Origin of the sequence: Segatella oulorum F0390 (assembly GCF_000224615.1) — a bacterium.
Lineage (GTDB): Bacteria > Bacteroidota > Bacteroidia > Bacteroidales > Bacteroidaceae > Prevotella > Prevotella oulorum.
Window position 1 is genome coordinate 1205085 of sequence record NZ_JH114215.1, and the last position, 14602, is coordinate 1219686.

The 14602-nt window shown below is 36.9% G+C and carries 15 protein-coding genes and 1 pseudogene; 8 read left to right on the top strand and 8 right to left on the bottom strand.

Annotated elements, in window-relative coordinates:
- Window positions 1–87: 87 nt before the first annotated feature.
- The 6 genes from HMPREF9431_RS05160 to HMPREF9431_RS05185 form a co-directional block, all read right to left on the bottom strand.
- Entirely contained in the window at window positions 88–1686 is a 1599-nt protein-coding gene (locus HMPREF9431_RS05160; protein WP_004380103.1) for a glycosyltransferase family 39 protein, read from the bottom strand.
- Window positions 1686–2399, bottom strand: coding sequence for a glycosyltransferase family 2 protein (locus tag HMPREF9431_RS05165; RefSeq protein ID WP_004380104.1), 714 nt, complete (start codon window positions 2397–2399; stop codon window positions 1686–1688). Before HMPREF9431_RS05165 ends, HMPREF9431_RS05160 begins: the two co-directional genes overlap by 1 nt.
- Window positions 2396–2812 (bottom strand): GtrA family protein, encoded by a 417-nt coding sequence (locus HMPREF9431_RS05170; protein WP_004380105.1) that lies wholly within the window; start codon window positions 2810–2812, stop codon window positions 2396–2398. Before HMPREF9431_RS05170 ends, HMPREF9431_RS05165 begins: the two co-directional genes overlap by 4 nt.
- Before the next feature lie 157 nt (window positions 2813–2969).
- Entirely contained in the window at window positions 2970–4139 is a 1170-nt protein-coding gene (glf, locus tag HMPREF9431_RS05175; protein WP_004380106.1) for a UDP-galactopyranose mutase, read from the bottom strand.
- Window positions 4140–4957: 818 nt separating this feature from the next.
- Window positions 4958–5596 carry an FKBP-type peptidyl-prolyl cis-trans isomerase gene (locus HMPREF9431_RS05180; RefSeq protein WP_004380107.1) on the bottom strand — a complete coding sequence of 213 codons (639 nt, stop codon included), beginning with the start codon at window positions 5594–5596 and terminating at the stop codon, window positions 4958–4960.
- The gene (locus HMPREF9431_RS05185) at window positions 5596–7146 is read right to left on the bottom strand and encodes a glycine--tRNA ligase (RefSeq protein WP_004380108.1); all 1551 of its coding nucleotides are present in this window, start codon (window positions 7144–7146) and stop codon (window positions 5596–5598) included. The genes HMPREF9431_RS05180 and HMPREF9431_RS05185 overlap by 1 nt, the downstream gene beginning before the upstream one ends.
- Window positions 7147–7630: 484 nt before the next feature.
- Here HMPREF9431_RS05185 and HMPREF9431_RS05190 point away from each other — a divergent pair, with 484 nt between their 5' ends.
- The 8 genes and pseudogenes from HMPREF9431_RS05190 (at window position 7631) to HMPREF9431_RS13455 (ending at window position 12884) form a co-directional block, all read left to right on the top strand.
- Complete coding sequence (locus tag HMPREF9431_RS05190) at window positions 7631–8011, top strand: hypothetical protein (protein WP_231287714.1); 381 nt, start codon at window positions 7631–7633, stop codon at window positions 8009–8011.
- Between the two features lie 15 nt (window positions 8012–8026).
- Window positions 8027–8221 (top strand): annotated as a pseudogene (locus HMPREF9431_RS05195) (RHS repeat protein); the annotation flags it as partial.
- Between the two features lie 77 nt (window positions 8222–8298).
- Window positions 8299–8766, top strand: coding sequence for a hypothetical protein (locus tag HMPREF9431_RS05200; RefSeq protein WP_155812946.1), 468 nt, complete (start codon window positions 8299–8301; stop codon window positions 8764–8766).
- 218 nt (window positions 8767–8984) lie between these two features.
- On the top strand, window positions 8985–9272 hold the full coding sequence (locus tag HMPREF9431_RS12865; RefSeq protein WP_155812947.1) for a hypothetical protein: 288 nt from the start codon (window positions 8985–8987) through the stop codon (window positions 9270–9272).
- 500 nt (window positions 9273–9772) lie between these two features.
- A complete protein-coding gene (locus HMPREF9431_RS05210; protein ID WP_004380115.1) occupies window positions 9773–10201 on the top strand; it encodes a hypothetical protein in 429 nt (142 codons plus the stop codon).
- Between the two features lie 677 nt (window positions 10202–10878).
- A complete protein-coding gene (locus tag HMPREF9431_RS12870) occupies window positions 10879–11034 on the top strand; it encodes a hypothetical protein (protein WP_004380117.1) in 156 nt (51 codons plus the stop codon).
- An 862-nt stretch (window positions 11035–11896) separates the two neighbouring features.
- Window positions 11897–12364, top strand: coding sequence for a hypothetical protein (locus tag HMPREF9431_RS05225; RefSeq protein ID WP_004380119.1), 468 nt, complete (start codon window positions 11897–11899; stop codon window positions 12362–12364).
- 172 nt (window positions 12365–12536) lie between these two features.
- Window positions 12537–12884 (top strand): hypothetical protein, encoded by a 348-nt coding sequence (locus HMPREF9431_RS13455; RefSeq protein WP_004380120.1) that lies wholly within the window; start codon window positions 12537–12539, stop codon window positions 12882–12884.
- A gap of 683 nt (window positions 12885–13567) precedes the next feature.
- Here the strand turns inward: HMPREF9431_RS13455 and HMPREF9431_RS05230 are convergent.
- A complete protein-coding gene (locus HMPREF9431_RS05230; RefSeq protein ID WP_004380121.1) occupies window positions 13568–14308 on the bottom strand; it encodes a nucleoside-specific channel-forming Tsx family protein in 741 nt (246 codons plus the stop codon).
- A 27-nt stretch (window positions 14309–14335) separates the two neighbouring features.
- Entirely contained in the window at window positions 14336–14599 is a 264-nt protein-coding gene (locus tag HMPREF9431_RS05235; RefSeq protein ID WP_004380122.1) for an Hcp family type VI secretion system effector, read from the bottom strand.
- Between the last annotated feature and the right edge of the window lie 3 nt (window positions 14600–14602).

A 14602-nucleotide genomic window follows, 5' to 3' on the forward strand; every position in this document is an offset into this window, starting at 1 on the left:
TCACATGCTTTTATTTAAGCTAATCATATAGAAGACAATTTTTAATTGCCTGTGCTCTATTACTTAATTAGCAGTCTATTTAATAACTTACTTATAATACATAATAACACTGACTTTATCGTCTTTTCTCTTATCAAGTAGAAACTTTCTTTTATAGCCTGCTCTTTTCATTGCTATATCATTATTCTTCAGTTTCTCTGACTTAAAATGCTTATTAGCACTTATGAACAAGACTATCGGATGCTTATACACCCCCATACTGTCTTGCTTTTGATAAATCATATTAGGTGTTCCAGCAATACTCCAAGTACCTTCTCCAAGAACATTTTTACAAGAAGTAGAATTATAATGCTTACTATGCTGAAAATAAAATTGGAAAGGGGGATTTTCAACATTTTCAATTAAAGTATATTTATTATACCCTTTAACTGATTCCCACAAATTATAAGCATCCCGTCCTCCAGAATCTTTTTCCCAACCAGGATTCCATATATTAAAGAAAGGAAAAGAAATAACAAGCACAGTAATACAAATACTGAGGCTTTTCCTCAGCGAGACATTCTTTTTTATAAGCTCCATCAAATTATAAATTCCATACACAATAGCAAGAAGAATCAATGGAGCCATATATAACGTGTAACGATCACCGAAATTATAACACCCTCTCTTACCATCCCATTCATTATAAGCATAGAAAGAGGTTGCAACTAATACAAAATAAAGAATATATACCAATACAAGAGTGCCCCAAACCGAGAACAGAAACTTATTTTTAGATAATAGTCCGATAAAAGAAAGGAGACATGCAAGCAAAACTATACCCAATAAGAATACAGGAGTTGTATTAGTGAAAAGGAATCTAAGGATTGCATAAATCCCATAAAAAAAAGAATAAATAACATTTTTCTGGAAGACTGGTGCATGGGACACTCCAATAGAGTGTTGATGTGTCATTTGGGGAATTAGAAAATAGTATAATAAGGGTAATGCAAACACTACAAGAACAAATACAGTACAAAGAGACAAAAATATAACTAACTTTTTATCTCTACGCTTTAAGACATTCATAAAAAGCATTAGGAACAAAGGAACCATTAAAAGGATTGCCCCATACTGACTATATGCTGATAGGACTGCGAAAAGCAAAAAGCCTATGAGTTTTTTCTTACTGGTATTATACTCTTCTGCTTTAAAGAAACTCGTAAAATAATATAATGCCCAAGACTCCATACATAACATCAAATAGTATTCTCCGCATTCAAGTCCATAATATACAATAGAATTTGTCAGTAGATAAACTACGATGCCACCTATTGCCCAATTATCATTTGAAAGGAGTTTTATCGTTTTAAAAAAGCCTAACGCACCAATGAATGTGAACAAAATCCCTATAAACCTGAAAGAATTTACTCCATCGAACAGAAGCAACCAAAAGTACATTAACACATTATATAATGGTGGCTGAAATGTTGAGCAAATCCGCATATACATGTTTGTCTTACCTTCAGCATTTACTTGTACTCCTTCGGGTAAGACACCAAGATACTTAGAATAAAAATATTCTATTCCTTCATCATACCATAAACCACTTTTTGTCAGATAGACAACATAAATTGAAAATATAACTAACAAACAGAATATTAGAATAATATTCTCACGACGCAACAAAAAATATTTCTTTTCCATTATATATTACCCATTTTTTTACGTATAACCCAAAAATCACTAACAGCTTTCCAACCTATCTTTATAATTTTCTTTATATTAATAGAATTAACACCGCCTTGTCTTGGCTTAAATGTTATTTCAATATACTTAACACGTTCATGGAACTTACTAAAACAAGCTGTAAGGACGGCATTGGGAAGGTTAAAATCAGACGGTAATAAGGGCAGATACTTACTTAAAACAGATGCCTTCATTAACCTAAAAGGTGCATTCGCATCAGGAACCCAAACTTTAAAAAAGAGGAAAATGTATGAACGCAAAACATTTTCTACAAACTTTCTATCTTTCCCATCACCACGTACACGCCGGCATCCTAACACACAATCATAATTCTGACTTGCTTCCCAAAAAGCAAAGAACTCATTTGGATCTGTTTGTCCGTCAGAATCTGTCTGGAAGATATATTCAGCACCTTGGGACAAAGCATACTTATACAAGAAAATAACAGTAGCACCATGACCTTGGTTCTTTTTATCAAGTACTATTAACTGCGGATAGGTCGATTTCAAACTATTTAAAACAGCTAATGTCCCATCTTTACTGCCATCGTTAGCAATTACGAGACGGCTATCACTCCCCACCTTTTCTACAACGGGATACCATTGTTTTATCGTCTCTTCAATGTTTTCTTCCTCATTATAGGCAGGAAGAACAAAATAAATTTTATTCATAATTTAATTGGTTTAAATGTGACATATTTATTAATCAAGAATTGGAAGCATACTACTAAGATAATTGAACAAATCTTTGAGACAATCTTATTCATTTCTAAATGATAAATACACATCCATAAGATAAGATTACTGAGCAGCATACCACACAAGCCCACGGTCAAAAAAATGAAAAACCTTTTCTTAGTATTATCCTTAACTTTAAAATTATAATTACGATTAAGAATAAAACTTGTAGCAATCCCTGCCAAAACAGAAATGCTATTCGAAAAGATATAATGACAGCCTGCAACTGTTATTAAAACTGTGTAAATTAAGAAATCAAGACCAGATGCACAGCAACCAATTATGCCATAGAGAATCAAATTACGGAATTTCCCATACGCCCTCCGTATAACTTTATTATCACTCATATTTTTATTTATAAAATTCTTCTATAGGAAGTATCATGCTCCCAATTAGGCAAGTATATAATCATATTTAAGAAAATCAAGTTCTCTCTATATATATCTAATAACACCAGGCAAAATAATACTTTATCTTCCAAGTTTCCGCCTCTACCTAACAGACTCAAGCAAATAAACGTAGTACATTCTCTATAATTGGAGCCATATCATAATATCTGTATTCTGCAAGCCTGCCACCAAAAATTACATTAGGCTCCTTTTCTGCTAATGCACGATATTGCTCAGCAAGAATACTATTCCTTTCATCATTCACTGGATAATAAGGTTCCATGCCTTCTTTCCACTCAGTTGAATATTCACGAGAGATGACAGTCTTTGGGTTATCATAGACCTCTTGCCCAAACGACTCAAAATGCTTATGCTCTATAATGCGCGTATAAGGAATGATAGAGTCTGTATAATTCACTACGGCATTTCCTTGATAATTAGCCATATTCAATGTTTCTTGCTCAAACCGAACCGTACGATAATCTAACTTCCCAAATTGATAATTAAAATATTCATCTATCTTCCCTGTAAAAACAAGCTGCTTGCACTGATAACAAAATTCAGAGTTCCTAACTGTATGAATCTCAGAACTAACATCATAAGAATGTTCACAATCAAAAAAATTAAGATTGTTTATAGTGTCAATACCGTCAAGCATAGTCTCTATCAACTTATTATATCCGCCTACAGGAATACCTTGATATTTATCATTGAAGTAGTTATTATCATAAACAAGGCGTACAGGGAGGCGTTTTATAATAAACGCAGGAAGATCCGTACACTTTCTCCCCCATTGTTTTTCTGTATATCCTTTTATTAGTCGCTCATAAATATCTCTTCCTATCAATGTTAGTGCTTGCTCTTCAAGATTACGCGGCTCATTGACACCTTCCGATTTCATTATCTTTAGCACCTCTGTTCGCTGTTCTTCTAACTTGATTTGAGCCTCTTTAGGAGTGTGTACACCCCACATTTGATAAAATGTATTCATATTAAAAGGAAGGTTGTATAGTTTCCCCTTATAATTCGCAATAGGAGCATTGACAAAATGATTGAACTCGACCAAAGAGTTCACAAAGTCCCAAACACGCTTATTGGATGTATGAAAAATATGTGCACCATACTTGTGCACGTTTATTCCTTCCACATTCTCACAATAAAGATTGCCACCAAGTTGTGATCGCTTATCGACAACTAAACATTTCTTTCCTTGCCTCTTTGCTAAATAAGCAAATGTAGCACCAAAGAGTCCACCCCCCACTATCAAGTAATCATACTTTGTCATACTAAAAATATATTTAAATTTTTACAATAAAAACTGCAAAGGAAGAAGAAAAAACAAAACCAAGACACAGCTTAACTTATATAGCTACCGCTCTTAAAGGAAACTTTGCATTAGAGCGTAAGTCAAACTCTTTAGAAGATAGGAGTGGGAAACCATTGAATTCTTGATAATAAAATACCATTAATCAAGATACGCATTAAGAACCTCTACCCAATAACATAAGTCCCCCACTATAAGAAGATTGTAAAGCTATGCTTTTAATTTTCATCTATCTTAATATTATTTTGCCTTTATAATAAGCCGGATATAACGCATTTAAAACATATATCTAAACAAGAGAGAAAACTTCACCTAAAAGAATGAAGAATATATACTTACTCCTTCCTGCAAACCATCATAATTCACAAGCAAAAAAACTATTATGATTCTTCCACTTATGAGCGAAATAACAAAATTAAACAGAAATCAGCAGGTTTCAATGCCATAACTAATACGACCTCATCCTGACAATTCAGTAATGGCTTCGCACGCAGAATCCTTTTTCAATAGTTTCTAATTCATTATTCTCGCACAAAATTATGAAAAAACTTTGAGAACTAAAAGGATATCTATAGATAAAAATAACCTACTATTCAAAATTTTAAAACAAATGTAATAAATACGCTATATAAACCTTACTCTAAAGTTTCTGTCACCAATTTGCCCCACTTTAAAGAAGAAAAGCATGTGAAACAGTCATCAAACTGCGTCACATGCTTTTGCAATTTATATGCTTTTACCTGCCCTATCGGCAGAACCTTTACATGGCCTCAACTGCGCTATTCGGTCGCTCCAATCAGTTTCTTGGCTTGGAGCTGCGCACTCGTTTTGCCTGCATGATAGCTTCCGGCCAACGTTACATCGAAAACGAGCGTGGAATTTGCGGGAATGCCATAACGACTGTCGATGCCCGTAGTGAGCGCAGCAGGCACAGTGATTTGCCATCTGTCGCCTTTGTGCATGTGAAACAAAGCGGTTCCGAGCCCCACACCCCACTGACTATTGCTCACTTTTTGTGGTGCATTGCTCGTGGGGCTGAATGTTTCGGTCTGCCAGGTCTGCACAAAAACCTTTCCTTTTGTGTAGGTGGTCGACGGAATAAGACGCCCCTGCAGGTGCACCATCGCCGTGTCGGTGTAAAGCGGAGCGATGGTTCCCGTGCCCGTCTCGAGCACTTTCACCACCACAAAGTCGGTGGGCTGATTGCGACTTGCAGGCAACGACCACGCATGAAGCACTTTGACGTTGGGATTGGTGGCCGACGCTGTCAGCGCCTGCTGATAGGCTTGTGTGAAATAAGTTTCATTGCGCGCCTGCCAATTAGGAAACTCTTCTACCGTATTATCGTCCTCCTTGCAAGCCGATAAGCCAAGGAGCGCCAGCGCGAGGGGCAAGAAAAAATATGCAATGCGTTTCATTAGTCAACATTTATTTTCTTCAACAAACTGGTGATGCTCACGCGATCTTCCATGATTTTGCGCAAATCGTTGATATCAACACGCTCTTGCTTCATCGTGTCACGATAGCGCAAGGTCACTTTATGGTCGTTGGGCGTATCGTGGTCAACGGTCACGCAGAATGGCGTTCCCACTGCATCTTGGCGACGATAGCGCTTACCAATCGAGTCTTTCGGATCGCCATAATGCGTGTTGAAATGAAATTTGAGGTCGTCAACAATATGCTGTGCCAACTCGGGCAGCCCATCCTTCTTGTCTAAGGGGAAGACTGCGCATTTCACAGGTGCCAAAGCCTCGGGCAATTTCAACACGACACGCGTCTCACCGTTTTCGAGTTGCTCCTCGGTGTAGCTGTGACACATCACTGAAAGGAACATGCGGTCGACACCGATAGAGGTTTCAACATCATAGGGAGTATAGTTCTCGTTGCAGTCGGGATCGAAATATTTAATCTGCCGCCCACTGTATTTCTCGTGTTGCGAAAGGTCGAAATTGGTGCGCGAGTGAATGCCTTCCACCTCTTTGAAACCAAATGGCATCTTAAATTCGATGTCGGTTGCCGCGTTAGCATAGTGAGCCAGCTTCTCATGGTCGTGGAAACGATAGTTGTCATTGCCCATGCCCAATGCCTCGTGCCATGCCAAACGATGCTTCTTCCAATACTCAAACCATTTCATTTCCGTGCCGGGCTGACAGAAGAATTGCATCTCCATTTGCTCAAATTCGCGCATGCGGAACACAAATTGTCGTGCCACAATCTCGTTACGAAAGGCTTTACCTATTTGACAAATACCGAAAGGAAGCTTCATGCGACCAGTCTTTTGCACATTCAAATAGTTTACAAATATGCCTTGCGCTGTCTCCGGGCGCAGATAAATTTTATTGGTTTGGTCGCTCAATGAGCCTACCTCTGTGGAGAACATCAGATTGAACTGGCGCACATCGGTCCAGTTTTTCGTACCACTAATGGGGTCGACAATCTCTTCATCGAGAATAATTTGTTTCAGTTCTTCAAGGTTAGGCCCCTGCATAGCCGCAGTGTAACGCTCGTGCAAAGCATCGCGTTTCTGCTGATTTTCGAGCACGCGTGGATTGGTTTCGCGAAATTTCGCCTCGTCGAAGCTATCGCCAAAGCGCTTCTTTGCCTTGGATACTTCCTTCGCAATCTTCTCCTCATATTTTGCAATTTGGTCTTCAATGAGCACATCTGCACGATAGCGCTTCTTCGAATCGCGGTTGTCTATCAAGGGATCGTTGAAAGCATCCACGTGACCACTGGCCTTCCACACGGTGGGATGCATAAAGATGCTGGCGTCGATACCCACAATGTTGCTGTGCAACAACACCATGCTCTTCCACCAATACTCCTTAATATTGTTTTTCAATTCAACGCCATTCTGCCCATAATCGTAAACGGCCGCCAAACCATCATAAATATCACTGCTTGGGAAAACGAAACCATACTCCTTGCAGTGGCTCACAATTTTCTTGAAAACATCTTCTTGTGCCATAATTCTTCTGTTTATTTTTACTTTGCTGCAAAGATACAACATTTATCCGAAAACAGGCCCACGGGGCTGCAAAGTTATGTGAATAGCCGTCAGTTGAAAGACTATAAAGCAAAATTCAATCAACAAAAGAATTTCTGAGAATAAAAGAAAGAAGTATCAGCATAAATAACTACATTTGCAATCGTGCACTTTTGTTTGACAACGTACAGTTACTAAATATAATATATAATCGCACTAATTAAACAAGGAGGTGATTTTAACAATGGTCATGATACTTTAACTGAAGATCAATATGCTGACCAAGGCTCCCAAACATTTAGAGAATTCAACAGCTATATTCAACGAGTGTCAGAGAACAAAGAAAGTATTGTATCTATTTTAAATTCCAAAGATTATACTGATGGGCAAAAGAAGCGTATTATTGACAACTATTGGAAACAATATCAAGGAGAAAAGAAGATGCCAAGTAATTAAACTTTTCACGATGGTACTCACTTTATTTTATACAATTTCTTGTAATTCAAATCAATATTTTTTTGACGAAAAAAGACAACAGATTGTATCTTGTTATACTATTGTGGCATTAGATGTATTGGATTTAAAAACTGGAGATATTTATTTTATAAAGAAAATTGCCGATAATACAGCTGGGACTAAGGTCATAAATTTAAATTATCTCCCTAAAAATTATAATGTTTACCAGAATTTGCATAATAATCCTTTGAGGTGTAAGCGCTTTATTAAACCTAATAGAATATATGAAATTGCAAATGTTTCTGTTGGGGATGCAGGTAGATGGAAAGTTAGGTTATCTTCAGACTATAAAGGGAAACTTCATGCTGTACCCATAGACAAAAGTATATAGATGAATATATATAGTATAAAAGGCCGCAATCGTGAGACGATTCAGCACATATCGGGCGACAATATCATAGTGAAGTATGATTACGATGCCGTGGTCCAACTCACCACTGTGCAGCATCCCAACGACAAGACCACCACGTATGAATATGAACTCTTGGGACATAAGCTCAAGGTGAGCCACCCCAATGCAGGTGAAGTGACCTGTACATACTCTCAAAATTCACAAAGACCATATACAGTTTCTCAAGTAAGGACATCAAAAGCTTTAAAAAGAAAAAAGACATGCAAATGAAAATCATTTTATTAATATTTACGGTATTATTACCTTGTAAGACGAATGCTCAGAGTGCAAAAGACAGTAGTCTATATAGCAATATAAAATATGTAAATGGAAAATACGAGCGAGAGATAGAATGCGTATTTCAAGGGATTGGTAAGAATCCTATAGACGGAGATACGCAAGGAATAGCCTCAGCAATAAAAAAAGAGATTAAAGAGATTCCTAAAAGTTCCGTTTCGCTTGTTTATAAGGAAAAAGAATATTACATTAGCATAAAAAACAAGTGTGATACAAGAAGTATCCCATATGGTGAAAAGATAAAAATAAGAATTATCTATTTTGAGAAATTACGACAGCCGTATGATTTTACATACCCTTTTGCCATCATAACAAAGATTGAAGTTACAGGTAAAGCTCCTCAAGCAAAACCAGCAATCAATCCAATCACACTTCCGCAAAATAGTACAGAATTGTGAATTAATCCTCAATCGCCATCAAATAATGACTAATGATTATATATATGAGATTTTATTTTATATGGGTATGCTTTACTCTTTTCTTTGCATGCAGTGAAAATCGACAGCCTATACAAAAAAATATAAGGAAAAAGACTGAAGTTCCAAATCATTCCAACATGCTACAAGATGAATCATTTAAAGTGTTCGTCAAGAAATTTCATAGTGATAAACACTTTATGGAATCAAGGATTGCAAAGATTGTTACAGGGTTCAATTCTGATGATCATATTGTAGATGATACAATAACTGGAGCATATAAATGGGATAAGCAAGATATCATCTTCTATATGCGCGAGGTTAACGATGCATACAAATCTATTAAGTATATAAAAAAATATACTATGCTAAGTGCTAAAGAGCAAGAAGAATATATATACATACCTGATAGTGGATGTTTCTATAAATGTATCTTCCAATTTAATGAAAAGTGGTATTTAATTGGATTTATTGTAAATAGATTATAACTCCAATACTGTTGATGTGTGTATTAAACATTATCTGTGCTGTGGATGCACAATCGCTGACAAATGGAAATCCTACTCATCTTGGCGGTACTTTCAAGCACAGCTATGCTTACGACGATTTAAACCGTTTGGCTTCGACAAATGGTAAAACTAAGCATGTGTTTGTATGAGCTATATTTTAAGAATTTGGGGAACAAGCATTCTTGAAAAAGGCATTCGTTCCAAGGAGTCGGAAAACTATATTGAAGAAAAGGCATATCCAAAGGGATAGAACAGATACATTAGGAGATTGCGCGCTAAATTAAAATTCATGATACCCATGGAAGTATTTTTCAAAAATATCAGGTATATTTGCACTTGTCGGTTGACGCTACGCTATAAAGCAAAATTCAATCAACAAAAGAATTTTTGAGAATAAAAGAAAGAAGTATCAGCATAAATAACTACATTTGCAGTTGTACACTTTTGTCTGACAACGTACATTTAAATGTATTATATTTATGAAAAAGTTCATATTTGTGTATATAGGCATATTTTGTATATTATTTACTTGTTATGGGAAAGGTATACGATTACAAACACACTACAAAAAGAATAATGATACAGACAGGGAATACAACTCTGTTTCTATCGTAGTAGATTGTTTGGGAGCAGATGAGGCTATGAATATTGTTAGCAAATTAAAAGAAGTAATAGAGCTAGAACGTTATTACAAGGTAAAAGGAAGAAAAGCTATTGTACTAATGCAATCCCCCAATAAGGAGACTCCTTATTTTTGGATTCAAGTAGGCTTTTCTACTTCATATCGATTTGAACCAATATATAATTTTTATGTTTCACCGAAAAATGGTAGCGTTTTCTTTTATGATACAATGACAGATTCTATAATCAAAATAGAGGATTGGAGGAAGAATGTTCAGAAAAAGTAACTATACACAAACATATATATGGTGCTAAGATAATCGCACATTGGTGGAGAATGACAGTCCCGATGCCAAGTGGTATCACTGACTTCAAGTCTACATCTCAGCAAAACAAGTAAGTTTGTTCTTCATACGGCTTGTACTGAAGTTCCAAGGAACAGCGAATAAAACAGATATTCATTATCTCCTGTTCGTACATCTAATGGAGAATATGAAATAGGAGTTGTTAGAAAAGACTATTCTCCTGCAAATATGCGAGTCTATACAATCAAAAAAAATAAACAATAAATATGATATTAAAGAAACTTATTTCTATTGTAATAGGGATATTCTTGTATCTTACAATATCAAACTTCTTCCATTATCTTTATGGAGGCAGGTGGGATATTTCCTTAGGAATTTTGTATCTGTATAGCGATTTGCAATATACTATAGGGTTTGTCTTAATCTTCCTTTTCTATGGGGAAAATCTTTTTTGTAAGATTCTATTTTTGTTTTTTAGTATAATCCTTCTCTCATTATATATATATAATTGGCTTATTATATATGAGTTACCTTATGAGAGATTTTTGTATATAGGATTAGGTTTATTTGTATACATTATTGAATTGTTGTATTTAAAAAATTATGCTAATGAATAGCCATTATACGAGTATTGGATATATGTCAGCAAAAACAGATTTATGAAGCATTACTTTATCGGCGACAAACGGATTGCCTCCAAATTGGGAACAGGCAAGTTCAGCAATGTTTACGGCATCAATGCAATAACGTTACGGCAGGAGCTTTTATCCCCCATCGTATTTGTTAAATCTATTATGCATGGCGAAAAGTTGTAATGGAATCCCATGAAAGCTCAAGCACTCATATTAGCAGCACCATCTTTTACAACATAAAGAATTTATGAATTAATCAACAAAAGAATTTTTGAGAATAAAAGAAAGAAGTATCAGCATAAATAACTATATTTACAGTCGTGCACTTTTGTTTGACAACGTACATTAAGAAACATCCCTCACTAAATAATATTTTTAATGAAGCAAAAAAAGAGCATACAAAGTATTAGTAGATATTGTAGACTTCTACTCCTCAGTATTTGCTGTTTCAGCTGTACAAAAAATCCTAAAGAAAATAGTTTGCTTCCAAAGGATGGAATTAAAGAATTTAGGATAGTACAAACTCAAGATACACTATTAATCAGTAAAGTTTGCAACAGTAATAATTCTTCTGTCCAAATTTGGAAACTTTACAAAAAGAATGGGAATTTTTACTCTAATCACCTCGGACAAAAAGAATTGATTATGTCGAATACTGTATCAATGGATTCTATGTACAAATATCCAAGTAAATATTGTTTTGAAAGAGTTGTTATAGAACACATAAATGACACTCTAATTTCGACCTCTATCTTTACGAAAGATGTACAAGAGCATTTAGACATAAAAATCGTATATAATCATAATTATGAGATTAAATTTATTCAGAATTGGTTGGTTTTTATTACATATAAACCTTTATAACTAAAAGTCAACTGTCTGAATACCGAACGGAACATGTATTGGAATGAGGATAACCGACTGATGACATTAGTCTCCATCGTATTTGTTAAATCTATCATGCATGGCGAAAAGTTGTAATGGAATCTCATGAAAGCTCAAGCACTCATATTAGCAGCACCATCTTTTACAAAATAAAGAATTTATGAAAATCACCTATTTCCCATTTATATTATCGCTTATTTTAATGCTTGTATCTTGCGATTTAATCCTCTCTGGAAGTTATCCGCATGCGCAACAATATGAATGCTACGTAACGAGCAATGAACTTATCGGTAAAATTCAAGGCCTGAAAAAGAAAAGGGTAAATTTAGAAGTATGGATAGAAAACGATTCAGACAGTATCGTAAAAATGGATTCTTACAATGAGAGATTCGAATATTTGAACTTTAAAATTCCTATCACAAAAGATTCCTCGATAATTATGTATAGTGTCATTTTTCACCATTCAAATCCTGCTATCATCCTATTAGATAGAATCTCTCCTTTGGACTATAGAACCTTTAAGCATATAAACACCAAAGATTTTACAAACGAAGAAAATGAAAAGATGAAAAAGATTTTCGAAAAAGATATTTTAGATAGATTGAGTATCAAATGGAAAAGGAAGTAATAGCTTGGCGCACCACTAATGTCACGGATACATAAGGAGATTGCGCGCTAAATTAAAATTCATGATACCCATGGAAATGTTTTTCAAAAATATCAGGTATATTTGCACTTGTCGGTTGACGCTACGCATCAAAAACTTCCCAAGCATTTAAATAAATTGGAAATGTGACATTATGAGAGTATTTTATAACATTCTTGTTTTTATTTCTTTTCTAACTATATCCTGCACCCACACTATCAACAGAGAAGATGTCTGTGGAAAATGGTTTTATAAATCAACGAAGATTTATTTATATCAAGATGGTAGAGCATACATTACTAACATACGTGGAAGTTTTCCTGTATCTGATGATATTCCAGACACGTTGACATGCAAGTGGAAAATGGAAGATAACCGAATCACCATTACCGGCATGTATATGTTCGAGATGTATGCCAAAGATAAAAATGAATTATATGCCTACAAGGGAGATCCCGATGATTTAAACACATTCTCTTTTAAACGAATACAAGATAAATGAGAAATCTACACTCACGCCAAATGGCACACTTCCTTTTGGGGCCGGAAGTGTATCGCACATTCCCGCCCCGCTCTTGATAAGTTATTTCTTTGATGTCACCGTGGCATCTCCATGGAAAGCCAGTCGTTATTTTGTTCTATTTGATAGATAAAGTGAGTACGTAGCTCCGTCTTTCGTTTAATTCTTTTTCCGGGACGCTTGCGGAAGCTCCGCAAGCATTAAAACTTTTGGTTTGCCATTTGCGGAAGCTCCGCAAGCGCTAAAATGTTTGTTTTGACCTTTGCGGAAGCTCCGCAAGCACTAAAATGTTTGGTTTGCCATTTGCGGAAGCTCCGCAAGCACTAAAATATTTGTTTTGGCCTTTGCGGAAGCTCCGCAAGCACTAAAACTTTTGGTGTGGCCTTTGCGGAAGCTCCGCAAACATTAAAACTTTTGGTTTGACATTTGCGGAAGCTCCGCAAGCACTAAAATATTTGTTTTAAGCCTTGCAGTCCCAACTGTGAGCACCCAAAATTAAAAAAACAAAGAAGGGTGGGAAGCATAGAGAATGAAAAAGGATGCGCCGACAGGTTGGTGTCGGCGCATCCTTTGTTGATGGTGAGTGTTGCTCTTGGCTTTTTTGTGTTGACCATCATCAAAAAGAGTAACGTGAGCGTTGCTATTCAGCGAGGCTCGTTAAGCCATCAGAATGTCCATTTGGCAGCAAGTGTAGGGAGCGCATAGAAACGATTGTGCTCGCCGCGCTTGTTCCACACAAAGTTGTTGCTCAGCTCCACCTCGCAGCCAAGGCTCAAGTTGACGCCTTGCATGCCGCGTAAGGTGTTGAGGTTTACCCAAAACTGCGGTTCGGACATGACGATGAGTTTGCCATTAACATCGGGATTATACCACACATCGCAAAAGCCGCTGAACGTGCAGAGGCCTTTTGCAAAGGTGATGCCCCATACCTCGGTGAGCTGAAAGCCGCTGAACGGATGGGCACCATAGTGGCGATTTTTGAAATAATATTTATAGAGTGCCTGCACCGAAAAGGTTTTCGAGAAGTCGGCACTATGCCAGTTCCACGCACCGCCGAGGAGCACGGCATGTTGAAATCGATTGGCTTGCCACGTGTCTTCATCGCTTGCCAAGCCGCCATTATATTCTACATGCGCAGCCCATTGCTTGTTGCGCGAGACGTTAAACTCGCGTGCAATTTCCCAATAGGCGCCTGCCACGCCATCGCGCTGATAGTCGATGTCGGTGAAGGTGAAGGTGCTGCCCCATTTGTCGGGCTTAAACAGCTCGAGTGTGGTGGTGAGCGAAGGGCGATTGGTGAGATCCTTGCAGAGCGAGTGGCCTAAATCATAATGCACTTGAATGTTTTGTGCAACGGCTGTAACTGCCATGATGGCAAAGAGGAACAGGAATGATGCTTTTTTCATTTTATATAATCGGAATTAAAAGTGATGCTAAGGTTGCAGATGGGTATCCAACGTTGCGATGGCCTCTTGCATGTCGGCGGCAAAGGAGGCATGCGTGAGCAGAAAGCCCTCCCTGCCCCGGGCCAATGCTTCGTAGAGCTGCGGATCCATCTCGTTGACATAGCCACTAATGGCATATTCGATGTCGTCGCGCTGGCGTTCGCTATGCGAGAAAGCATAAACCTGCCATTTCTGATGGAAGAAGCAATAGGCCGAGGCAATGCTCTGTGGTGAAACTTGGTTGATGTTCATTGT